The 24801-nt window shown below is 37.6% G+C and carries 21 protein-coding genes; 2 read left to right on the top strand and 19 right to left on the bottom strand.

What is annotated here, in order from left to right; all coding sequences use genetic code 11:
- Nucleotides 1–5: 5 nt before the first annotated feature.
- From priA to remA, 5 genes are all read right to left on the bottom strand, one after another.
- Nucleotides 6–2414, bottom strand: a complete 2409-nt coding sequence (gene priA / locus BLR62_RS02730; protein WP_090792860.1) for a primosomal protein N' — start codon at nt 2412–2414, stop codon at nt 6–8.
- A 2-nt stretch (nt 2415–2416) separates the two neighbouring features.
- Entirely contained in the window at nt 2417–3613 is a 1197-nt protein-coding gene (gene coaBC / locus BLR62_RS02725) for a bifunctional phosphopantothenoylcysteine decarboxylase/phosphopantothenate--cysteine ligase CoaBC (RefSeq protein ID WP_090792857.1), read from the bottom strand.
- Nucleotides 3614–3704: 91 nt separating this feature from the next.
- Nucleotides 3705–3920, bottom strand: a complete 216-nt coding sequence (gene rpoZ, locus BLR62_RS02720; protein ID WP_090792855.1) for a DNA-directed RNA polymerase subunit omega — start codon at nt 3918–3920, stop codon at nt 3705–3707.
- Nucleotides 3917–4537 carry a guanylate kinase gene (gene gmk / locus BLR62_RS02715; RefSeq protein ID WP_090792852.1) on the bottom strand — a complete coding sequence of 207 codons (621 nt, stop codon included), beginning with the start codon at nt 4535–4537 and terminating at the stop codon, nt 3917–3919. Before gmk ends, rpoZ begins: the two co-directional genes overlap by 4 nt.
- 21 nt (nt 4538–4558) lie before the next feature.
- Complete coding sequence (gene remA, locus BLR62_RS02710) at nt 4559–4822, bottom strand: extracellular matrix/biofilm regulator RemA (protein ID WP_090792850.1); 264 nt, start codon at nt 4820–4822, stop codon at nt 4559–4561.
- Nucleotides 4823–5289: 467 nt separating this feature from the next.
- Here remA and BLR62_RS02705 point away from each other — a divergent pair, with 467 nt between their 5' ends.
- Nucleotides 5290–5721, top strand: coding sequence for a hypothetical protein (locus BLR62_RS02705; RefSeq protein WP_090792848.1), 432 nt, complete (start codon nt 5290–5292; stop codon nt 5719–5721).
- A gap of 360 nt (nt 5722–6081) precedes the next feature.
- Here BLR62_RS02705 and BLR62_RS02700 read toward each other — a convergent pair whose 3' ends face one another.
- Together BLR62_RS02700 and BLR62_RS02695 are read right to left on the bottom strand one after the other, a co-directional pair.
- Nucleotides 6082–6963 (bottom strand): YicC/YloC family endoribonuclease, encoded by an 882-nt coding sequence (locus BLR62_RS02700; RefSeq protein ID WP_218119748.1) that lies wholly within the window; start codon nt 6961–6963, stop codon nt 6082–6084.
- 89 nt (nt 6964–7052) lie between these two features.
- Nucleotides 7053–9698, bottom strand: coding sequence for a cation-translocating P-type ATPase (locus BLR62_RS02695; protein WP_090792843.1), 2646 nt, complete (start codon nt 9696–9698; stop codon nt 7053–7055).
- Between the two features lie 73 nt (nt 9699–9771).
- Between BLR62_RS02695 and BLR62_RS02690 the strand changes: the two genes are divergently transcribed.
- The gene (locus BLR62_RS02690; protein ID WP_090792840.1) at nt 9772–11487 is read left to right on the top strand and encodes an Rqc2 family fibronectin-binding protein; all 1716 of its coding nucleotides are present in this window, start codon (nt 9772–9774) and stop codon (nt 11485–11487) included.
- 61 nt (nt 11488–11548) lie between these two features.
- Here the strand turns inward: BLR62_RS02690 and pyrE are convergent, their stop codons facing one another.
- The 12 genes from pyrE to lspA form a co-directional block, all read right to left on the bottom strand.
- Nucleotides 11549–12169, bottom strand: a complete 621-nt coding sequence (gene pyrE, locus BLR62_RS02685; RefSeq protein WP_090792837.1) for an orotate phosphoribosyltransferase — start codon at nt 12167–12169, stop codon at nt 11549–11551.
- Between the two features lies 1 nt (nt 12170).
- Nucleotides 12171–12872 carry an orotidine-5'-phosphate decarboxylase gene (pyrF, locus tag BLR62_RS02680; protein ID WP_090792835.1) on the bottom strand — a complete coding sequence of 234 codons (702 nt, stop codon included), beginning with the start codon at nt 12870–12872 and terminating at the stop codon, nt 12171–12173.
- Entirely contained in the window at nt 12865–13776 is a 912-nt protein-coding gene (locus BLR62_RS02675) for a dihydroorotate dehydrogenase (protein ID WP_090792833.1), read from the bottom strand. Before BLR62_RS02675 ends, pyrF begins: the two co-directional genes overlap by 8 nt.
- Nucleotides 13776–14543 carry a dihydroorotate dehydrogenase electron transfer subunit gene (locus BLR62_RS02670; protein ID WP_090792830.1) on the bottom strand — a complete coding sequence of 256 codons (768 nt, stop codon included), beginning with the start codon at nt 14541–14543 and terminating at the stop codon, nt 13776–13778. Before BLR62_RS02670 ends, BLR62_RS02675 begins: the two co-directional genes overlap by 1 nt.
- On the bottom strand, nt 14543–17743 hold the full coding sequence (gene carB / locus BLR62_RS02665) for a carbamoyl-phosphate synthase large subunit (protein ID WP_090792828.1): 3201 nt from the start codon (nt 17741–17743) through the stop codon (nt 14543–14545). Before carB ends, BLR62_RS02670 begins: the two co-directional genes overlap by 1 nt.
- Nucleotides 17743–18834, bottom strand: a complete 1092-nt coding sequence (locus tag BLR62_RS02660) for a carbamoyl phosphate synthase small subunit (RefSeq protein ID WP_090792825.1) — start codon at nt 18832–18834, stop codon at nt 17743–17745. The genes carB and BLR62_RS02660 overlap by 1 nt, the downstream gene beginning before the upstream one ends.
- Nucleotides 18834–20114 (bottom strand): dihydroorotase, encoded by a 1281-nt coding sequence (locus tag BLR62_RS02655; protein WP_090792823.1) that lies wholly within the window; start codon nt 20112–20114, stop codon nt 18834–18836. Before BLR62_RS02655 ends, BLR62_RS02660 begins: the two co-directional genes overlap by 1 nt.
- Nucleotides 20062–20991 carry an aspartate carbamoyltransferase catalytic subunit gene (locus BLR62_RS02650; protein ID WP_090793768.1) on the bottom strand — a complete coding sequence of 310 codons (930 nt, stop codon included), beginning with the start codon at nt 20989–20991 and terminating at the stop codon, nt 20062–20064. Before BLR62_RS02650 ends, BLR62_RS02655 begins: the two co-directional genes overlap by 53 nt.
- Nucleotides 20992–21076: 85 nt before the next feature.
- Entirely contained in the window at nt 21077–22432 is a 1356-nt protein-coding gene (locus BLR62_RS02645) for a solute carrier family 23 protein (RefSeq protein ID WP_090792821.1), read from the bottom strand.
- Nucleotides 22433–22591: 159 nt separating this feature from the next.
- Nucleotides 22592–23134 carry a bifunctional pyr operon transcriptional regulator/uracil phosphoribosyltransferase PyrR gene (gene pyrR, locus BLR62_RS02640; protein WP_090792818.1) on the bottom strand — a complete coding sequence of 181 codons (543 nt, stop codon included), beginning with the start codon at nt 23132–23134 and terminating at the stop codon, nt 22592–22594.
- A 227-nt stretch (nt 23135–23361) separates the two neighbouring features.
- Nucleotides 23362–24273 (bottom strand): RluA family pseudouridine synthase, encoded by a 912-nt coding sequence (locus BLR62_RS02635; RefSeq protein ID WP_090792815.1) that lies wholly within the window; start codon nt 24271–24273, stop codon nt 23362–23364.
- A 5-nt stretch (nt 24274–24278) separates the two neighbouring features.
- Nucleotides 24279–24740 (bottom strand): signal peptidase II, encoded by a 462-nt coding sequence (lspA, locus tag BLR62_RS02630; RefSeq protein WP_281241143.1) that lies wholly within the window; start codon nt 24738–24740, stop codon nt 24279–24281.
- Between the last annotated feature and the right edge of the window lie 61 nt (nt 24741–24801).

Here is a 24801-nt window from a genome sequence, read left to right as displayed (position 1 = left end):
CTCCTTTACATCAGTTGATAAGGTTGAAGGTCGATTTGAATTTGCAACCCCTCTTTTTGAATCATTGGTTCATAGTAAGATAATATTCGTTTTAAAACTTGCTTTTGTTCGGGTTCATATTTGTATTTTATCATGCACTGAAATCGATAGCGATCTTTTATTTTCTCAAGTGGTGAAGGGGTCGGTCCTAATAACTTAGAGTTCTCAGACAAGTGCTTTTCTAACAATTGTGTAATCACTCGTGTGACTTCCTCGGCTCGAATCGGATTTTCATGAGAAACCGTAATCAACGTCATGAAAAAATATGGTGGGTATTGAAAAGCTTTTCTTAAGCTCATTTCTTTTTTGAAAAAACCACTGTAATCATATTGTTTAGCGTATTCAATCGAATAATGTTCTGGTGAATACGTTTGAATAACCACTTCACCTTTTAACTCGTGACGACCAGCACGACCACTTACTTGGGTAAGTAACTGAAACGTTCTTTCACTCGAACGAAAATCTGGTAAGTTTAACAAGCTATCAGCTGCTAGTACGCCAACTAATGTCACATCAGGAAAATCTAAACCTTTGGCAATCATTTGCGTCCCTAGTAAAATATTGGCTTGCTTATTTTGAAATTGGGCAAGAAGTTTTTCATGTGCCCCTTTTCTTCTTGTCGTATCAACATCCATTCGAATCACTTTTGCTTCAGGGATGACAGCTTCAATCGCTTGTTCAACTTTTTGTGTACCTGTTCCAAAATAGCGAATGCTGTCACTTTGACATGATGGGCACTCTGAAGGCATCTTCTCTTGATGCTGACAGTAGTGACATTTCAACAAGTGATGTTTTTGATGATAGGTTAATGATATCGCACAATGCGGACACGTCTTTACTTCACCACAGTCACGACACATCACAAATGTTGAATAGCCTCTTCTATTTAAAAATAAAACAACTTGTTCGCCTCGATCAATCCGTTCTCTTATTTTATCGACTAACATTGTTGAAAACATTGAACGGTTGCCTGCATGCAATTCTTCTCGCATATCCGCGATATGGATCTCAGGCATACTTGCTTGATTCATGCGATCTGGCATTTCTAAAAGTTGATAGACGTTTTTTTGTGCTCTAGCGTATGTTTCAAGGGTAGGGGTTGCACTTCCCAAAATGACAGGACACATATGTGTTTCGGCACGTTTGATCGCAACATCTTTAACATGATAGCGGGGATGGTCTTCTTGTTTATAACTGGATTCATGCTCTTCATCTATAATGATTAAGCCGATATTTTGAAATGGAGCAAAAATAGCCGACCTCGCACCAACGACCACTTTCACTTCTTGATTTTGTACTTTTCGCCACTCATCAAAACGTTCGCCTTTTGATAATGCACTATGCATCACAGCGACTTCATCACCAAAACGACCTTTAAAACGATTCACCATTTGAGGTGTGAGTGATATTTCTGGTACAAGTACAATGGCTTCTTTTCCAAGTTGCATGGCACGTTCAATGGATTGTAAATAAACTTCTGTTTTCCCGCTTCCTGTCACACCGTGTAAGACATAGACATTATTTCGTTGACGATTTAAATCATCAACAATCGGGGTAAGCGCCTGTTTTTGTTGGTCGGCCAAAGGCAGCGGAAATGTCTTTTCAAATTGTTTGTTTCCATTTGGGTTCCGGTAAATCTCTTGTTCAAATATGTTAACGACACCGTCTTGAATGAGAGGTTGGACGGTTTGTCTAGTCGTATGCATTTCATTTAATAATTGTTTAAATGTGATGGGCTCATCTAACTGAGCCACGTAATCGACAATCTCTTTTCTTTTTTTAGCTCGGTTCGATAACTCAGCTCGATATTGATCAATTTCTACCTCAGTCATTTGGCGTTTAATCATCGATACTTTTTTGTACGTTTCTTTTCGACCTACGTGGTAAACAATCTTTAATTCACCTAGGTCTTCTGCTTTTTTTATGCGATTCATATCAAAGCCAACATCTAACAGCTCTTGTGTGTCAATTTCATCACGCCCATCAAATAATTTGTTGAGTTGATCATCTTCAAACTGATCCGCTAGTCGTTCAATTGACTTGTGATAAGTTGCTTTAAGTGCTTGAGGTAGCATCGCTTGAAAAGCTGAGATATAGAAACTTAATGTATAATCGGCCACCCATTTACCAAGCTCAATTAACTCAGGTGTTAAAACGGGTGAGATATCCATTAAGTCTTTGATTGGTTTTAATTTTTTGACATTAGATTCGTCACTCATCCCAATTATATAGCCCATAATTGTGCGCGGACCAAATGGAACAATGACACGCATCCCCACTTCGATATAGGAATCTAAATGCTCAGGTATGATATAATCAAATATTTTATCTGTCTGGGATGCTGGTACATCCACAACAACTTTTGCTATTTTCACAGTTAATCGACTCCGATTTCCTCAATTATGCGGTTAAAGATTTGAGTAGCAATTGTATTTTTTGAAGCAGATTTAAAAAAGTCATGTTGATCGTTCGTCATAAATGTCACTTCGTTTTGATCAGATTGAAAACCGATCGACGGATTTGATATATCATTGATAACAATTGCGTCTAAATTCTTTTCTTTTAATTTCTTTTCGCCATAGTTCATGTGATTGTCAGATTCAGCGGCAAAACCAACCAAATACTGATTCGTCTTCTTTTCACCTAGCGCCTTTAATATGTCTTGTGTTCTTTCCATTTCAATGGCTAGATCACCATCTTGCTTTTTCAATTTTTTATCGTGTTGCTTAACAGGCCGATAATCTGCAACTGCGGCGGCTTTTATCACAATATCTTGTTGATCAAATGATTCCACCATCGCTTGATACATCTCATCAGCCGTCTCAATTTGAATAAGTTTAACACCTACTGGTGATGCTAAATTTACAGGTCCACTGACAAGGGTGACCTCTGCTCCTAATTGCTGTGCAACTTCGGCTAACTGATATCCCATTTTCCCTGAGGAGTGATTAGACATAAAACGAACGGGGTCTATCCGTTCTTTAGTCGGTCCGGCCGAAATGAGAACACGCTTCCCTAATAAGGTCTTTTTTTGTTGGGTATATCTTAATAAAGATTGAACGATATCTTCAGGCTCTGCCATCCGTCCTTTTCCGACATAACCACACGCTAAGTAACCCTCACCTGGTTCAAGAAAATGAACGCCCCTTCGTCTTAACGTTTCCATATTCTCCGTAACAGCAGGATGATCATACATATGCACATTCATTGCTGGCGCTATAAATACAGGTGCTGTTGTAGCTAAATAAACCGTAGACAATAAATCATCTGCAATCCCATTAGCAAATTTACCAATCGCATTAGCCGTTGCCGGGGCCACCACAAATAAATCAGCCCAATCAGCTAAATCTATATGTTGAACTTTGGTTGGGTCAAACTCATCAAACGTATCGTCATAAACAGGTTGCCTTGAGATCGCTTGAAATGAAAGCGCATTGACGAACTGTTGCGCATTTTTTGTTAAAATCACCTTCACAATCGCACCCGATTGGGTCAACTTACTCGTTAAAGCGATCGCTTTATATGCCGCAATACCGCCTGTAACAGCTAAAATGATTCTTTTACCTTGAAACATTAATCCTCACCCCTACATGAAATGATCTTAATCAATAATGAACCCTTCGCCTGCCGGTGGGCAAACGAAGGGTCCGTTATCGGCGACGTATTTAGCGTCTTTCCTTATATGCTTGTGAAACGTAATTTAGTTTTCCTGCATAAATCTCTTCTAACGCTAAACCTACATTCGTTTCAGCAGTAGGGTTTTCAATTTGAAGAATTTTATGATCTTGGATTTGTCGTGCACGTCTGGCAGACAACGTGACTAACGTATACTTTGACGTGATTTTTTCTTGTAATTGATCAATCGATGGTTCTAACATCATGACTCGCTCACCTCCAGAAGTTTTTTATATTGACTGGCAACACGTTCGCGTTTGCAGTGTTCACTTTTAACAATCGCTTGTACTTTATCAACAGCTCGACTCACTTGATCGTTGACAACGACATAGTCATAGGCATCCATGAGTTCAATTTCCTCTTTAGCTGCTTTCAATCGATTCATAACGAGTGATTCTGTTTCAGTTCCTCTGCTCACGATCCGGTTTTTTAATTCTTCTAGACTAGGAGGTGATAAGAAAATAAAAACACCTTCTGGGAAGTTCTCTTTGACTTGAAGTGCACCTTGTACTTCAATTTCTAAAAAGACATCTTTCCCCGCATCAAGCGTTTCTTCAACATATTGTCTAGGTGTTCCATAATAATTACCGACATACTGTGCGTACTCAAGCAACTGATTATTCTCGATCATCTCTTCAAATTCATTTTTTGAACGATAAAAATAATCAACGCCTTCTTTTTCGCCTTCTCTGATCGGTCGTGTCGTCGTTGAAATCGAATACCTTAGTTCAGTATCTTTTTCAAATAATGACTTTCTAACCGTTCCTTTACCGACACCTGATGGCCCGGATAAAATAAATAAAATCCCTTTTTGTTCAATCAACGATATAACCCCTCCACTGATTTATGATTCATCAATGTCTTCCTCGTGGCTAATGACACGGTTACCTACTGTTTCAGGTTGTACAGCAGATAAGACGACATGATCGCTATCTGTAATAATAACTGCTCTCGTTCTTCTTCCATAAGTAGCATCCACAAGTTTATTATTGTCTCTTGCTACTGTAATGATTCTTTTTATCGGTGCTGATTCAGGTGATACAATCGATATAATCCGATTGGCTGAGACAACATTTCCAAAACCGATATTAATTAGACGTAAGCTCAAAGCTTGCTCCCCCTCTTTTTCCGACAAATAAGATTCATAATATATTATCTTTATCATTATAGTACAAATAGTAGAATTTTAAAATGCTTATTCAACATTTTGGATTTGTTCTTTAATTTTCTTAACTTGATTTTGATTCAAATTACTTCTCCAGTCAAATTCTCTTAGTTTTGGATTTATTGTAAAAAAAAAAAAAATACACATTTAAATTGTTGGCACAATTTATAAATGTTACAATTAAATGAATTAATTGGAAATAATAATATTTTTTTGAAAGGCGACGGTTTGCTGTGACATAAATTTCGTTGTGAAGAAAGGGGGTAGCCCATATTATATTTTTAATCAAACTCTCTGTTATCATATTTACCTTAACAATTGTCGGTTGCTCTGTTACTGACACTGAGGAAAATAACAACACTGACGAGAATAGTGAATCAATTGACGAATTAGAAAGTGCCTATAGAGAATTGCATGAAAAAATTGAGAATCTTGAGAAGGCCAACGAAGATTTGAAAAATGAATTAGTAGACCAAGAAAAGTTGATAAGTATCATACCACAATCTTGGTCAGTAGCTAAAGACTTTTTAGATGCATACATTCAATTAGATTTCGAACGATTAGAAAGTATGACATCTGATTCTTACAGCATCGGAGAAGAGAGTATCACTCATAATGAAACTGAGACTATCGTTCCTTATCTGGCATTAGAGCATAATGAGCTATCATATTTACTTAATAATTTTGAACTGAACTCTGACTCTACATCAGAATCTATATTCATGAACGTTGTCTTTTATATTGGTTCAAGTAATCATAACAACATAGATGATATAGTATTTATGAACTTAGAGTTAAATAAAATAGGAGATATGTGGGAAATCGATATGATTGAGTTATAATTTTGCTTTTAACGGGGCTAAAAATGCGAATGGAAGGATGTAATTCAATTAGCCCAGACGACCGATTTCTAAAGAATATAGCCTTTAAAATAAAGGTGCATACTGAAATACACAGAATTAAACACTCGCCATAGTGAATTTACTTGTAAAGAAGAATTCATCCTTTTTTATAACCACTTTAATAAATTTGATGAGTCTGAGACAAAAGTAAATAAGTCAATGTAATAGCCAGACAAAAATAGTATTTTAACTATTTTCGTCTGGCTATTTGTTTACATATTTCACAGCAATCTGAAGCTGTTTTTACCGTTCTAATCAATAAAATTAAGTTTTAATAGCTATCATTGATATTTAAAATGCCTATTCTACATTTTGGATTTGTTCTTTAATTTTCTCAACAACAGATTTTAAATCAACGACTAAATGACTAATCAAAGGATCATTCGCTTTTGAGGCCGTCGTATTTGCTTCACGCATTAACTCTTGGACAATAAAGTCTAATTTACGACCAACTGGGACTGATTGTTTATAAAGCTCTCTCATCTGATCAATATGACTTCTGATACGAATGATTTCTTCAGTCAAATCACCTTTTTCGGCTAAAATCGCTAATTCTCGGTAATATTCTGACTCATGTTTAAGGCCATTTTTTTCTAATAGTTGATTGAGTCGATTAACCATTCGTTCGTAATGAATCGATTTTATTTGGTCGCGTTTAGAATCGATGGATTCGACTAAATCCTCGAGACGTTCTGTTTGATAACATATATCTTCATATAACTCTTCACCCTCAGATAACCGCATTTGGACAGCTTTTTGAGAGGATTCATTAATAGCATTTAATAATTGCTCAAGGTGATGTTCATCTAATTCAAAAGACACATCCTCATAAAGAAAGGATTCAATTTCAGGCATTTTAGCAATTAAATCATCACCCGTTTCGGGATAATTTGCACGAATGGCTTTAAACGCTTGGTCATAACGTGCTACTTGTGTCCAATCAATCGAAATCGAATCGTGATCTTTTTCAGATGCTATTTTTGTCATATTAACTTCTATTCGACCACGGTTAAAAAACTGTTTTAGCTCACGATTTATTTTCTCTAAATACGGATTAAACGAATTCGGTATATGTAGGGCGATATCTAAAAACCGGTGATTGATGGTTTTGACCTCAATCAAATAGTGTTCGCCATTTATATTCACTTCTGATTGACCATATCCTGTCATGCTATTGATCATCTTTATCTTCCCCTTTATGAGACGTGCTAAAAAGACAAGTAATGGATCGTTCCAGTAACGATCCATTACTTGTTATTATACACAAGTTATTATTTTTTTGTAAAATGAAAGAAAAATGTTGGGAATAAACTAAACATAATAATGAATATCCAATCGAATCGATTCAGACCCACCGTATGAAAGATCGCTTGTAAAGGGGGATAATAAACAATAACGATCATTTGAACAATTGACAATAGAACGGAAATGAGTAAATAGCCATTTCCGAATAACAACTGCTTTACACTCATCTGATGATTCCTACAATCAAAAGCATGAACCAATTGAGATAGAATAAGCGTCATAAAGGTCATTGTTCTCGCATAAGCCAAAGACCCTCCTAAAAACTGATAAGCTAATATAAACATTAAAAATGTCATTAACCCCATCATCAAACCCCTTAAAAGAATCATCGTCCCTACGCCTTGACTGAATAATGATTCTTTCTTTTTCCTAGGTGGCTCGTCCATTATGTTTGCATGACCTTTATCAAGTCCTAAAGCAAGTGCTGGTAAGCCATCAGTAATTAAATTGACCCATAGAATTTGAACAGGGACTAAAGGGAGTGGTAAACCGATCAATAAACTGAATAACATCACGAGCAGCTCACCGGTATTTGACGTTAGGATATAACGAATGAATTTTTTTATGTTTTGATAAATAATACGCCCTTCTCTAATTGCTGCAATAATGGTTTTAAAGTTATCGTCCATTAGAATAATATCCGCTGTTTCCTTACTTATGTCCGTTCCTGCAATACCCATACTGATCCCTACATCACTTTTTTTGAGTGCGGGTGCATCATTAACACCATCCCCCGTCATAGCCACAACTTCATTTTGTTGTTGGTAAGCTTTTACGATTCGTAATTTATCGAAAGGCGTTACTCTAGCAAATACGTAAGTCGAATTTATACGCTCACACAGCTCATCATCTGACATTTGAACTAATTCTTGTCCTGTTATAACTTGACCACCAGACGGTAAAATCGTTAATTGTTTGGCAATCGCTGATGCGGTATCAGTATGATCACCTGTTATCATAACGGTTTTGACACCTGCCTTTTTAGCTTGTCTAATCGCTTGCTTCACATGTTTTCTAGGGGGATCATTCAAGCCGATATAACCCATGAAAATGAGGTTATCTTCCATTGACTCCGTTATTTTATAGATAGGCTTGTAACAAATAGCCATAACACGTTGGCCACTTTTTGTCATTTCTGTTAATCGTTTGTTTAACTTGTCTTTAACTTGTTGTGAGAGCGGATGTACTTGTCCTTCCTTTAAAATTCGATTTGACTGATTTAATAAGACTTCAGGTGCCCCTTTTACAATCGATTCATAGGTATGATGAGATTTCACTAAAACTGACATCCGTTTTCGATCAGAATCAAAAGGTATTTCTTTTATGATATCCGGACGCTTACACGCATCAATTGATAATTGACATTTAACAGCTGCCATTAAAATGGCTATTTCTGAAGCATCTCCATCCATCTCTACTTTTTGATTCGTTTCTTTAATCGTGGCATTTGTACACGTAACAGCCTTTTTTAATAATTGATTTAAGGCTTGTTTTGTTTTCATCGAGTGTTTCGTACTGATCCCACCAGTTAAACGATAACCACCTAAAATAGCAATTAATTGATCGGGTAAATAAACTTGACTCACACTCATTTTATTTTCGGTTAATGTTCCCGTCTTATCCGAACAAATAACAGTAGTTGCTCCTAACGTTTCAACTGCTTGAATTGATTTTATAATGACTTTTTGCTTAATCATCCGCTGAACACCTAGTGATAAAACAACCGTAACAATCGCCGGTAACCCTTCAGGAATAATCGCAACTGCTAACGATATACCGCTTAAAAACATTTGATAGATCGCTTGTCCTTGAATAATTCCAAAAAAAACAACCAATGCGGTCAAAGCTAATGAAATGACAATCAATATGTGACCTAGATGTTCTAATCGCTGTTCTAAAGGTGTTTTTTCTTTTTTTGCTGTCGTAATTAATGAAGCGATTTGTCCAACTTCTGTATTCACACCAGTTGAAACAACAACGCCCGTCGCTCTTCCTGATTTGACTAATGTACCCATGAAAGCCATATTGACTTGGTCATGAATCGGTAAATGATCATCGTTTAACGTCGTTGTCGATTTATGAACTGACACTGTTTCACCGGTCAGTGCCGATTCATCAATAACGACTTGATGATGATCAATCAATCGTAAATCACACGGAACGCGCATACCTGCTTCAATGGCTACAATGTCACCAACCACGAGTTCTTGACTTAACACATTGATAAATTGTCCATCTCTTAACACCTTTGATTCTGGTTGGGTCAATGATTTTAGCTTTTCTAAGGAACGCTGAGCTTTTTTCTCTTGCCAAAAACCTAATAAGCTATTCAGACAAATAATGATCACAATCACTAAAGCATCAATTGCTTCCCCTAAATAGGCAGCAATACATGTCACAACAATTAATAAGGCAACGATAAAGTCCTTAAATTGTCTAATGAACAATTGAAGGTTCGATACTTTTTTCTCAGCTTTTAATTGATTTGGACCTAATCGCTTTAGACGTGACTTTGCTTCTTTTTGACTTAAGCCATTCGATACATTTGTTTTAAGATGCGTTTCTAATTTTTCACTTGAATAGTTATACCAGTCCAAACATGGCCCCTCCATTCAAAACCTCTTAAGAGAGAATATGTTATGAGAAACAAAATCATGCTATAATGAACTGAATGAGGTGATAGAAATGGCATTCGATGGTATTGTTACCCGTGCTATAGCGAAGGAATTAAATGAAGAATTACAATCAGGACGTATTATGAAGATTTACCAACCGACTGAAACAGAATTACTTTTGACAGTCAGAGCATATGGACAGAATCAATCCTTACTTCTTTCTGTTCACCCGAATTACGCAAGAGCACATTTAACACAAGACCGCTACCAAAATCCAACAGAACCACCTATGTTCTGTATGCTTTTACGTAAACATTTAGTGGGGAGCTTCATCCAAAAAATAGAACAATATGAAAATGAGCGTATTATAGACATTCACGTTGAAGCCAAAAATGAGATTGGTGATCGTGTCAATCGTCTATTAAAAATAGAGATTATGGGTAAACATAGTAATATTATTTTAATTGATTCTGAAAAAGGACACATTTTAGACAGCATTAAACATTTATCACCGTATCAAAATCGTCATCGTACGATATTACCCGGGCAATTGTATGTTGATCCGCCTAGTCAAGGAAAACAGAACCCAGATCAACTGACAGAAGCTCAAATAACTGAGTCACTAAATAACGCTGAAGATGACGACTTAAAATATGGGTTAGTCAATCAATTTATGGGTGTGTCTCCTATTTTTGCAGAATACATGCTAGAAAAAGCGAGTACACGAACAGCTGAAGCTCTCGCAAAAACCCTTAAACAGACGTTAGAAACTGTGAATCAAGGTCAGATTGAACCTGTTATTCATAGAGGAAAACGCGACGACTTCCATGTTTTCCCTTTGCACACGTATGAAGGTGATATTTATCATTACAACCGGGTCAGTGATATGCTTGATACATTTTATTCAGATAAAGCAACGCGTGATTTAGTCAAACAACAAGCGCATGATCTGACACGCTTATTGAAAAATGAACATTCAAAGAACAAGAGGAAAATAAAAAAACAGCAAGATTCATTAAAAAAGGCTGAAAAAGCCGCAACCTATCAAAAACTTGGTGAATTATTAACTGCTCATTTACATCTCGTTAAACAAGGGGATGAATCCGTTGATGTGATTGATTATTATGATGAAAACCAATCGACATTAACGATTGAACTTAATCCTAATAAAACACCAAGTGAAAATGCACAATATTACTTTAAAATGTACCAAAAGTTAAAAACATCTAAACAAAAGTTGTCTATTGAAATTGAGAAAGCTGAAAAAGAAAATGACTACTTTGATCAGTTAATTCAACAAATCGAGTCGGCCAGGTTATCAGACATAGAAGAAATTCGTGAAGAATTACGAGAAGAAGGGTATTTAAAATCGAAAACAAAAGATAAAAAGAAAAAACGTCGTTCAAATAAACCAGAACCTCAAAAATTTATCTCATCTGATGGTACGCCGATGTATGTCGGACGTAACAATAAACAAAACGACTATTTAACATCAAAAATGGCTGATAAACGAGATTACTGGTTACACACAAAAGATATACCTGGATCACATGTGGTCATTCGCTCAAACCAACCCAGTGAAGAAACGTTACTTGAAGCAGCGCAGCTCGCTGCATCTTTCTCTAAAGCATCGCAATCTTCTTCTGTACCGGTTGATTACACGTTGATTCGTCATGTTAAAAAACCAAACGGAGCAAAACCGGGTTATGTGACCTACGATGAACAAAAAACCTTGTTTGTAACACCTGATGAAGAGATCATTAAAAAATTGAAGAAAACACCTTAATCTAAAAACGAATGACCCCTTATTGACTTAAGCGGTCATTCATTTTTATTCGTATATACTGCTACAGGTTAATCTGATCACGCCATTCAATCAAACTATCCGCTTCTTCATCAGTGATTTCTTCGTTTTTTAGTAGGAGCGTCACCAGCTGATCAAAATTAGCTAATGTGTCAAACCGAATATCTCTTTGATCAAAGTCTTGCTTAGAACGTGGGAGTCCATAACTAAAGATAGCTTGAACACCTATAACATGAGCTCCGACCTTTTCAATCGCATCAATCGTCTCGAATACAGATTGACCTGTTGATATTAAATCTTCGATGACGAGAACACGCTCCCCCTTTTTAATGACACCTTCAATTTGATTTTGTTTTCCATGACCTTTTGGTTTTCCTCTGACATAAGCCATTGGTAAATTCAAACGTTCAGAAAGCCAAGCTGCGTGTGGAATACCAGCAGTAGCACACCCCGCGATACAGTCGATGTTTTCTGCTTCTACTAATAAGCGATCAACAAAACCGTCTACGATTCTGGTTCGGATATCTGGGTAGGACATCGTTAGACGATTATCACAGTAGATGGGCGATTTAATACCTGATGTCCATGTAAATGAACGATCAGCTTTAATTTGAATGGCATCAATTTCATATAAATGAGCAATGATCTGGTTAGATAATGACATATTAACTCCACTCCATTTCTGCTTTTTGATAGGCTTGTTTAGGATTCGTTGATCCAGTGATACTCCGTCCGATAACAAGTGCATCAGCACCGAGGGTTTTCGCTAATTTAGGTGTAGCGACTCTTTTTTGGTCATGGTGATGACTGTTTTCTAATCGAATCCCGGGTGTTACGGCTAAAAAATCTGGAGTTGTTTTTTGTTTTATCAATTCAACCTCATGAGCTGAACAGACAACTCCATCTGCGCCATTACGTTGTGCTAATGCTGCCAAATGGGCCGCCGTTTGTTCAACTGTATCTGTGATTTTCAGCTCTTCTTTTAATCGTCTTTGATCCATAGATGTCAATAAAGTAACAGCAAGAAGCGTTGGCGTAGTATCTGACACGCTCCCGTCCATTAACCCTTCTTTAGCCGCTCGAATCATGTCACCCGTTCCTAATGCATGAACATTGGTCACTGCAACATCTAACTTAGCGATGTTTTTCATCGCCTTATAGATCGTTGTCGGAATGTCATGCAGTTTTATATCTAAAAACACATCTCTTCCTTGATCGCGCAGGCGACGAACGACATCAGGCCCTTCTTGATAAAATAACTCCATCCCAACCTTAACCGGTACATCATGTAGCTGATTATTTTTCAAAAATTCGTCTGTCGTCTTCCAATCCTCAAAGTCTAGTGCTAAGTAAATCGATCTATCCATTATGAGCACCTCCGATTGCCTCTTTTACAGAGCTAAACCCGTAAGACGATAACGTTTCAGGCAATGCATCAATGATTTCTTTACAAATCATCGGATTTTTAAAGTTAGCTGTACCGATCGCAACAGCACTAGCACCTGCTAGTAAAAATTCCAGTACATCTTCTGGTGTTAAAACACCACCCATTCCAATGATTGGAATATCAACTGCTTGATACACTTGATAAATCATGCGGATCGCAACCGGTTTAATTGCTGGTCCTGATAATCCTCCTACTTGATTAGCCAGTAACGGTTGTTTTTTATGTAAATCGATTTTCATACCTGTTAACGTGTTTATCATACTTAAACCATCTGCGCCTGCTTTTTCAACCGCTTGGGCAATTTCGACGATATCACTGACGTTGGGTGATAATTTGACATAGACTGGGACATTTGATTGTTCTTTTACGCGCCTTGTCACTTCAAAAGCCAACTCAGGATCTGTGCCAAATTGGACACCACCCTCTTTTACGTTTGGACAAGATATATTTAACTCAATTGCATGAATGAGTGATGTATCTTTAAATGACCGAGCGACATGCTCATACTCTTCAACTGTACTTCCAGCAACATTCGCAATTACTGATGTTTGAAACTGACTTAAAAAAGGCAATTCATCAGCTATAATTGAAGATACACCTGGATTTTGAAGACCAATCGCATTTAACATACCGGATTTTGTTTCTGCCACTCGAGGGGTTTTATTCCCTAATCGCTGATGTTTTGTAGCTGCTTTGATGATAACAGCCCCTAATTCACTCAAATCATAAAACTGACTGTATTCACGACCGAAACTAAAACAACCTGAAGCCGGCATAATAGGATTTTTTAAATTCAATCCTGGCAATTGTACGTCTAAAGACATTAAATGCTCACCTCACTTGTATGAAAAACAGGGCCATCATGACACACTTTCTTATAAGCTGTTTCGTCACGATTGGGTACAACACACGCATAACAAGCACCAATTCCACATCCCATGCGTTCTTCTAATGAAATATACCCTTCTTTATCAGACAATGTATATTTAACGGCTCTTAGCATGGGATTTGGTCCGCATGCAAAATACATATCAAAGTCGATCTTATTTTGATCCATCACATCTGTCACAAAACCTTCATACCCATAACTTCCATCATCGGTCGCAACAAAACAATCACCAAGCGTAAGAAATGCTTCTTCATAAAAAACATCATCAGCTGACTGAAAACCAATAACCGTGGTGACTTTCACATTTTTTTCTTTTAATTTTTTCGCTAAGTAATAGAGCGGGGGGACACCAATTCCCCCGCCAATTAATAATGCGTGTTCGATGGCTAAGTCATCGATTGGGTAACCATTTCCAGATGGAATGAGTAAATCAATCGGTGTTTCAGCTTTTAGTTGCGCTAATTTTTTTGTTCCTTCACCAAACTGTTTAAATATTAATGTTAATAGAGATTCATCTGGCTTTACATCTGCAATCGAAATCGGTCTTCTCAACATATGCTCACTAGAGTCATCAATATTGACATGAACAAATTGGCCAGGTTGAATCGTTTTTAGAATCGTTGGATCTATCAAAAGATCAAACTGAACTGTATCACGAGCAATGATTTCTGAATGACGAATCGTTGCTTTTAGTTTTTGCATTAGCGAATGACCTCCTGATCCTTAACGACAGGTGTAGCAGAGAATGTCGTTGAATCGATGACATCTAAAATAGCAGAAGCCGTGTCTAAACTCGTTAAACAAGCAATTCCATGCTCAACAGCTGAACGTCTAATCTTAAAGCCATCAGAACGTGGTTTTTTACCTGAATTTAACGTGTTAACAACAAACTGGACTCGATTTTCTTCAATGATTGATAACACATTATCCTCGTTTGAACCGATCTTTCCTACTTCAGTAACTTTAATATGATTTGATTTTAGATAGTCCGCCGTGCCTGATGTTGCATATAAGTCAAATCCTAATGTTTCAAAACGCTTGGCAATCTCTAAAGCCTCTTCTTTATCTTTATCCGCAACCGTCATTAAAACAGATCCTTCAAATGGGATATTTAAGCCGGAAGCTGTCAAACCTTTGAACAACGCTTTACTTAATGTTTGATCTCGCCCAATCGTTTCACCTGTTGATTTCATCTCAGGTCCTAGAATCGTGTCCACACTTTTTAGCTTTTCAAATGAAAACACTGGCACTTTTACTGATACATGATCGGCTTCTTCTAGTAGACCACTTGTATGTCCTAAGCTTTCTAACTTTTCACCCATGATGGCTCTCGTTGCAATGTTTGCCATTGTCACACCAGTTATTTTACTTAAAAACGGAATCGTCCGACTCGCTCTAGGGTTTACTTCTAAACAGTAAACTTTATCTTTGTGAATAACGAATTGAATATTAATTAACCCTTTAACCTGTAAATACTCTGCAATTTTGATCGTTGTTTTGATAATCTCATCTTTTACAACTTGCTTAATCCGTTGTGTTGGATAGACAGCAATCGAGTCACCTGAGTGTACACCGGCTCTTTCAATGTGTTCCATAATCCCTGGAATAATCGTCGTTTCTCCATCACTGATCGCATCGACTTCTACTTCAATACCGGTTAAGTATTTATCAATTAAGACAGGGTGTTTACGTTTGATGTGTGTTGTCTTTTTAAGGTAATGCTGCAATTCATCTTGATCATATACAATTTCCATTTGGCTCCCACCAATGACGTAAGAAGGTCTAACAAGCACTGGAAAACCTATTCTCTCCGCTGTTTCTTTCGCCTCAGAAATGTCGATCACACTTTCCCCTTTAGGCTGGGGGATCTGGAGTTGTGTGAGCATTTGTTCAAATTTATCCCGATCCTCACATCTGTCAGTCGCCTCTAGTGACGTTCCTAAAATATTAACGCCTCGTCTTTGAAGCCCTTCTGCTAAATTAATGGATGTCTGTCCACCAAATTGAACAATAACGCCTACAGGGTTTTCATGTTCAATGACATGCATACAGTCCTCGAGGGTTAACGGTTCAAAGTAAAGCTTGTCAGATACACTAAAGTCGGTTGAGACTGTTTCAGGGTTGCTGTTCATAATAATTGCCTCATAGCCTCTTTCTTTTAAGGCAAGAACAGAATGAACCGTTGCATAGTCAAATTCGATCCCTTGTCCAATTCGAATCGGGCCAGAACCAATCACGAGGACTTTTTCTTTCTCTGATTGAACAGATTCTTGTTCTTTCTCATAACTGCTGTAGAAATAGGGTGTTAAAGATTCAAATTCAGCAGCGCACGTATCAACCATTTTATAGACAGGCATGATCCCGTTCTCTTTTCGATAATCATAGAGGTCATCTTCTGACTTATTTAGAACGCGAGATAGTTGCGTATCTGAAAAACCTAGACGTTTCGCTTCAGTCAGCAATGTTTTATTAAATGGCGTCTCTTTTAACTTCTGTTCATATGTTATGAGCTTATGAATTTTGGCAAGAAAGAAATGATCGATTTTTGTACAAGCATGTAAATCCTCTTCTGAATAGCCACGTCTAAATAATTCAGCCAGTATAAAAATACGTTGATCGTCTGCTTTTTCAACTCTATTTAGCAGTTCTTGATTGTCAACTGGTTCAAGTTCTGGTAAGTAAAAATCATCTCCGCTAAAATCAAGTGAACGGATCCCTTTTAAAAACGCTTCTTCAAAGTTTCTTCCGATTGCCATGACCTCGCCAGTTGCCTTCATTTGTGTACCGAGTGTGCGATTTCCACTCATAAACTTATCAAACGGGAAACGTGGGAACTTGGTAACAACATAATCAAGCGCTGGCTCAAAAGCAGCATACGTTGTTTTTGTTATGGGGTTTTTTATTTCATCTAAGGTAAGCCCCACAGCTATTTTAGCGGCAATTTTAGCAATTGGATAACCTGTTGCTTTTGATGCAAGAGCTGATGAGCGGCTCACCCTTGGATTCACTTCAATAATATAGTAGTCAAAACTATTTGGATCCATGGCTAGTTGAACATTACATCCACCTTCTATTTCAAGTGCGCGAATAATCTTTAATGATGCGTTTCTAAGCAATTGATATTCACGGTCACTCAAAGTTTGGGACGGGGCAACGACAATCGAATCCCCAGTATGAATACCTACCGGATCAATGTTTTCCATATTACATACAACAATTGCTTGGTCATTATGATCACGCATCACTTCGTATTCGACTTCTTTAAAGCCTGCAATATTTTTTTCAATCAAACATTGATTAACAGGTGATAAACTAAGACCATTTCGTGTGATTTCTTTTAACTCATCTAGGTTATAACACATGCCCCCACCTGTTCCACCTAACGTATAGGCCGGGCGAACAATTAAAGGAAAACCAATTGTTTCTGAAAAATCAATCGCTTGGTCAACCGTGTTGACAATTTGACTTTCTGGAACAGGTTCATTTAACTGATGCATCAGCTGTCGAAATGCTTCTCGGTCTTCTGCTAGTTGAATCGCATCGAGACTTGTTCCGAGCATTTCTGTTGGGTATTGTTCTAAGACACCACTGTCCTTTAGAGCCATAGCGAGGTTAAGACCTGTTTGTCCACCTAACGTTGGCAAGATCGCATCTGGCCGTTCTTTACGAATAATTTTTGCCATAAATTCAACAGTTAGAGGTTCCATATAAACGGTATCCGCAATCGTATGATCGGTCATAATCGTTGCTGGGTTCGAGTTAGCCAAGATAACGGTGTACCCTTCTTCTTTTAATGCTTGGCATGCTTGAGTGCCTGAATAATCAAACTCTGCTGCTTGACCGATAATAATTGGACCTGATCCGATAACTAGAATTTTTTTAATATCATCACGTTTCGGCATTATTTAGCCTCCTTTGAGTGCTGCTTGTATTGTTTGATCTGGTCAATAAATTGATCGAATAAATAGCCTGAATCTTCAGGTCCCGGCGCACTTTCTGGGTGATATTGGACAGAAAAGACAGGATAATCTTTATGCTTAACCCCTTCAACGGAATCATCATTAATCGCTACATGAGTTAGATCTAAATGCGTGTTTTCTAAAGAGCCTAGGCGAACTGCGTAACCATGATTTTGTGATGTAATAAATGTCTTATTTAAATGAAGATCTTTAACGGGATGATTCGAACCACGATGCCCAAATGTCATTTTTTCTGTATCGGCTCCGTTTGCTAAAGCGATGAGTTGATGACCCAAGCAAATGCCAAAAATCGGTGCATGTCCTTGTAATTCTTTAATGACTTCAATCGCTTCTGGAACGTTCTTAGGATCCCCAGGTCCATTCGTTAGCATAATACCGTCTGGTTTTAATGCTAGAATCTCTTCTGTCGTATATGTATACGGAACGACAATAATGTGACAAAGACGTTCTGTTAAATCTCTTAAAATACCATGTTTCATCCCATAGTCGATCACGACGACTCGGTGTCCTCGACCCGGAACAACATATGGATTCTTCGTCGATACTCGCTCCACTTGGTCTGTCATAAAGGGTGCAAAATCCAATGCGTTCTCATCTACATCCCCTTCTTCTCTGGCTTCAGTTAGAATTGCTCGCATCGTTCCATGTTTACGAATAATTTTGGTTAATGAACGTGTATCAATCTCTGCAATACCAGGAATTTCTTTTGATTTTAAATAGGCATCAACCGATTGTTCTGACCTGAAGTTGGATGGCGTATCACAACTCTCTTTAACAACCAATCCATGAATAGAAGGTTCAATGGATTCAAAATCAGCTAAGTTAATCCCGTAGTTTCCAATTAGTGGATAGGTCATCGTCACAAATTGACCACAATAAGAAGGATCGGTTAATATCTCTTGATAACCGGTCATCCCCGTATTAAAGACAACTTCACCTTGACTAGATGCAGTTGAGCCTATTGCTTGTCCAGTAAATAGTGTACCATCTTCTAAAATTAAATCTCTGATCATTAGTTTCCCTCCTGATAAGCAATTTTGCCTTTGCATAATGTTAAGATGGGTTGTCCTGTAACTTCCCATCTATGAAACGGGGTATTTTGGCCTTTTGATTTAAAATCCGTGCGGTCGATCGTATAGTTCTTTTCTAAGTCTAATAAAACTAAATCAGCATCAACACCTTCTTCAATCGTTCCTTTATTTAACCCAAACGTATTAGCCGGTTTTTCACTCAGCCAGTTATAAAGTTCTGATAAAGTGCAATGGTTCTTTAACACAAGGTGTGTGTATAACAGACTAAATGCCGTCTCTAAACCGACAATCCCAAACGGTGCCTTTTCAATCGGTTGGTCTTTCTCGTCTTTAGCGTGAGGTGCATGATCTGTTGCAATGAAATCAATTGTGCCATCTTTTAAACCTTTTAAAAGTGCTTCTTGGTCTTGTTTACTTCGAAGTGGTGGATTCATCTTGAAATCCGTGTCTTTCTCCTTAATGTCATCTTCATTTAATAAAAGGTGGTGTGGACTGACTTCGGCTGTCACATGTATGCCTGCTTTCTTGGCATCTCTAATGACTCGAACCGATTCTTTTGTGCTGACATGACAAACATGATAATGACAATTCGTTGCTTCTGCTAACAGCACATCCCTTGCGATCTGGGTTGATTCACAAATAGATGGGATTCCATTTACACCTAATCGTTCACTTACAGAACCTTGGTGCACACAACCATTATTAATTAACGTATTATCTTCGCAATGCGCCACAATCGCTTTATTCATCTTTTTCGCTTTTTTCATCGCATCTAGCATTTTTTGTGACGTTTGAATCCCTTTGCCATCATCTGTGAATGCCATAATGTGATCCGGATCAATCTTGTCAAAATCGACAAGTCGTTCACCGTCTAGCTCTTTCGTAATCGATCCGTACAGTAACACATCAATGCTTGCATCTCGCTTGATTTTTTCACGTATTTGGTTAATCGTCTGATTATTATCTGGTACAGGATTGGTATTTGGCATGGCTGCAATCGTTGTATAGCCACCTCTTGCCGCTGCTTTTGTACCTGTCTTAATCGTTTCTTTATGCTCGCCACCTGGCTCACGTAAATGAACATGGACATCGACAAATCCTGGTGCGAGATGATAGCCCTTACCATCAACTACTTCATCTTTTGGATCTGGTGTTATATGATCCTGAATTTGAACGATCTTACCGTTCTCTATTTTTAGATCGACTTCTTTAGCTGATTGATGCTCTAGCTGGTGTAAACACCGTGTGATAATGAGTGCCATAACTGGGTTCCTCCTTTTTTAAACACGCTTCTAAAACAGCCATGCGTGTATAGACGCCATTTTCCATTTGCTTGAAGATTCTTGAGCGCTTGCATTCAACTAATTCACTTGCAATCTCTACATCACGATTTACAGGTGCAGGGTGCATTATAATGGCATGCTTTCTCATTTTTCTTTCACGTTCAACTGTTAATCCATATCTTTTCAAATAATCTGTTGATTCAATCGATTCTTTTTTCTCGTGTCGCTCAAGTTGAATTCTTAAAAACATTGCGACGTCACACTGTTTTATTCCTTCATCTAAATCTATATATGGAAAATCTAATGTTTCATCTTGCCAATCTGCTTTAGAAGATAGATAAACATTAGCTCCTAAAGTTTGTAAAGCATATGCATTTGATTTAGCTACGCGACTATGAGCAATGTCGCCAACAATCAGTACATCTAGATCGTTAAAAGACCCAAACTCTTGATACATCGTATATAAATCTAGTAATGATTGAGTCGGATGTTCACCCGCACCATCACCAGCGTTAATAACTGGAATATTAATCGATTCGGCAATATGAGAAACTTGACCTTTTTCAGGGTGACGAATCACTAATGCATCCGCACCAATGGATTCAAACGTTTTAGCCGTATCATAAACTGATTCACCTTTTAAAGTACTTGAGGTTTCAGCATGAAAGTCTAGGACATGCATGCCTAAATTTTTTTCTGCGACCTCAAAACTCATTTTCGTTCGTGTACTCGGTTCAAAAAATAAATTAGCAACAAACAATGGCTTCGTTTGATTCTGTTGTTGACTCGTTCCATTAGCAACTTCATCCGATCGTTTGATTAAATGTAAAAGCTCTGACTTAGATAAAGATTTCATAGACACAAAATTTTCCACATTAATCACCTCACATTTTTTATAAAAAGACTAGCTTAAAAAGCTAGTCTCATAAACTTATGACTCCCTAGACTTCTTCTGATTCGAACATCTTCCCATTTCCATAACCAGATTCTTTGCCAGGTAACACAAGGTTTAATATAACACCGATAATCGCTGCTAAAGCCATCCCTGATATTTCAAATTCAACACCTGAAACTGAAAATCGAATAAGTGCCTCTCCAATCCCAATAACTAATATGACAGATGCAATGATTAAATTTCGATTATTTCCTAAGTCAACTTGGTTATCGACAAGCATTCTCATACCACTTGATGCGATAATACCAAATAATAAGATCGATACGCCTCCCATAACAGGGGTTGGTATAGATGTGATTAATTCTGAAATGATACCGATAAATCCAAACGTAATCGCAAGTAAACCAGCGCCTCCAATTACAAACACACTAAAAACTCTTGTGATGGCTAGTACACCAATATTTTCTCCATACGTTGTATTGGGTGGTCCTCCTAAAAATGATGCAATTAATGTCGCCACACCGTCACCTAAAATTGAACGATGTAAGCCTGGTTTTTTAATGAAGTTACGGCCGACAACTTTTGATAGAACCATCTGATCGCCAATATGTTCTGCCACGGTCACAATGGCAACAGGCACCATAATGGCTGCTAAATTCCAAGTGAATACTTCAGTCGGTGAGTAATGAACAAATGGAATGACAAAGTCTGGCATGACGAAGATTGCAGTGAAAAATTCACCAACCGAACCACTTTGAGTAATAGCTTGCCAACTCGCATCAATACCTGCTGTATCGACAATTCCTAGATAAAGAGCGTAAATATATCCAATGACGATACCAATTAGGATCGGAATAAGTCCGAAAAATCCTTTGAAGAATAATGATCCAATAATCGTGACAAATAACGTTAAAATAGCCACAGAAAAGTGAGAACCGCTGTAGGCACCATCAACATTCATCGCCATATCAATCGCTGTAGGAGCAAGACCGAGTCCGATGACAATGATAACTGGACCAACAACAATTGGTGGTAAAACTTTCATAACCCAATCTAATCCGAAACTACCAATTAACAACGCGATCAATCCATATGCTAAGCCTGCCATAAAACTCCCCATCATGGCAGCTGGTACTCCACCATCTGCAATGGCTGTTTGAATAGGGGCAATAAATGCAAAACTTGATCCAAGATAAGCCGGAATTTGACCCTTTGTCACAAGTAAATATGCAATCGTTCCTGAACCACTTGAAATAAGTGCAACTGCAGGTGGTAATCCAGTTAAAAATGGTACTAAAACGGTTGCACCAAACATTGCAAATAAGTGCTGTAAACTTAACATGAACCATTTTGATTTTTTTGGGACATCTCGAATGTCCATCACCATATCTAATCTTTCCATCTCAATTCCTCCTCATTTTTCGCCTCTTTTTATTTTTGGCATTAAAAAAACCTCTTTGCAACGTTGCAAAGAGGTAGACGTGTCCATCATACACACGTATCCCTGTACAACCTTGCAAGCCTCACGGGACTTGTTTTAAAGGTTTACTATTGTTCGTTATTAAGTTTCATAAATGCTGACTAAATCGTCTCCATCCGTTTCATCAAGTGTGACAACAATTACTTCATCTTGTGAGGTTGGGATGTTTTTTCCAATATAATCTGCTTTAATTGGTAATTCTTTGTGACCGCGGTCAACGAGTACAGCCAATTGAATTTGTGCAGGGCGTCCATAGTCAATCAAAGCATCCATACCCGCTCGAACTGTTCGACCTGTATATAGGACATCATCAACTAGAATGATTTTCTTCCCATTAATATCTGTTTGAAGGTCTGTTTGGCTGACAGTCGCTTCTTTATGGTCAGATACATGTGTCAAATCATCACGATACAGTGTAATATCAATTTCACCAATTGGTACTTCGACACCTTCAATTGATTTTAATTTTTGTTGCAAGCGCTCAGCTAACGGCTTGCCTCTTGTCTTAATGCCAATGAGAACAAGATCACTAACCCCTTTATGTCGCTCTAAAATTTCATGAGCAATACGCGTTAGGGCTCGATTGATGGCAGCTTGATCTAAAATGACAGCTTTTTGTTTCATTGATGTGTCCCCCCTTTTTTACATCTCTTTCGACTCACACCTTTACTTAAGTTAACCTAACCTTTTAAACGCATTAAAAAATCCCTTTTCTCCGTCAACACAAGAAAAGGGATTTAGATAGACGTATCTCCACTAAAACATAAGCGTTCCTTTTCAGTCTCACGGGACTGTTTTAAAAGGCTATTTAATTACTACTTATTATTCCAAACAATTGACATAAAGTCAACCTATAATTTAATTTTTTCGATTGTTTCTGTAAAAATCACCGGCGGCTCTGCTTCAAATTCTAGCCATTCTTTCGTTCGCGGATGATAAAATCCAATCGTCTTCGCATGCAAAGCTTGACCATTCATATCCAGGGTTTTTCGAATTGAATATTTTGGATCACCAACAAGTGGGAATCCAATATATTTCATGTGCACTCTAATCTGATGGGTTCTTCCCGTCTCTAACACACAATTCACTAGTGTATATTCGTCTTTAATCCGTTCTAACACTTCAAAATGTGTACGCGCTTCTTTACCATCCGATATAACCGCCATACGCTGACGATCTTTTGGATCCCTTCCAATTGGTGCATCGATCGTTCCATATTCATGTTCAATTTGACCATGTACTAAAGCAATATAGGAACGTTTAACTGTTTTATTTTGCAATTGCTCAGCCAATGATTGATGCGCTTGATCATTTTTTGCAACCATTAATAAACCACTTGTATCTCTGTCAATACGGTGGACAATGCCTGGTCGAATCACACCATTAATCCCTGATAAATCTTGACAATGGTGAAGCAAACCATTAACAAGCGTACCTGCCGGATGCCCAGCTGAAGGATGAACGACCATACCCTTTGGCTTGTTTACAACGAGTAAATCTTCATCTTCATAGACAATCTCTAAATCCATTGATTCTGCTTTAGCTTCTAGTGGGGTCACTTCAGGAACTTCCCATTCTACGATATCACCAGACTGACATTTGTAATTCGCTTTAACCGAGTGCTGGTTGATCAATAAATGATCCGATTTAATCCAATTTTGAATTTGTGCTCGTGATACGTCATTCAGTTCTTCACTCATGACTTTATCAATTCTTTTATTATGATGTGAAGCGTTAATGACTAGTTGATTTTTTTCATTCATTTTATTCATCCTTTTATAAATTCATCTTTAATCGTTAATATGGCTAAAATGATGACACCTACAACGAGTGCTGAATCCGCAACATTAAATATTGGATAATTGTATGTACCTATATAAACATTTAGAAAATCAACCACTTCTTGATAGATTAATCGATCAATAAAATTACCAATTGCACCACCTAAGACAAGCCCTAGACCTATACCAATCCACATATTTTCTTTCGCATATTTTGTCATATAATACACAATAACACCGATCACAATAATCGTGACAATATAAAAGAAATACATCTGATCTTGTAAAATCCCCCACGCTGCACCGGGATTTCGATGTGACGTAATGTAAAAAATATCCTCGATTACTGGAATACTTTCACGCAATTCCATATTGACAACAACCCATCGCTTCGTCATTTGGTCAAGCGCAATGATGATGATAGCTAATAAATAATAATACACCCTCATTCCTCCATTTCAAAACATCATACGTAAGCATTTTACCACACCCAACATAAGTAGAAAAACT

Source organism: Pelagirhabdus alkalitolerans (assembly GCF_900096905.1).
Classification (GTDB): domain Bacteria; phylum Bacillota; class Bacilli; order Bacillales; family Amphibacillaceae; genus Pelagirhabdus; species Pelagirhabdus alkalitolerans.
This window is presented reverse-complemented; position numbering and strand designations above follow the sequence as displayed.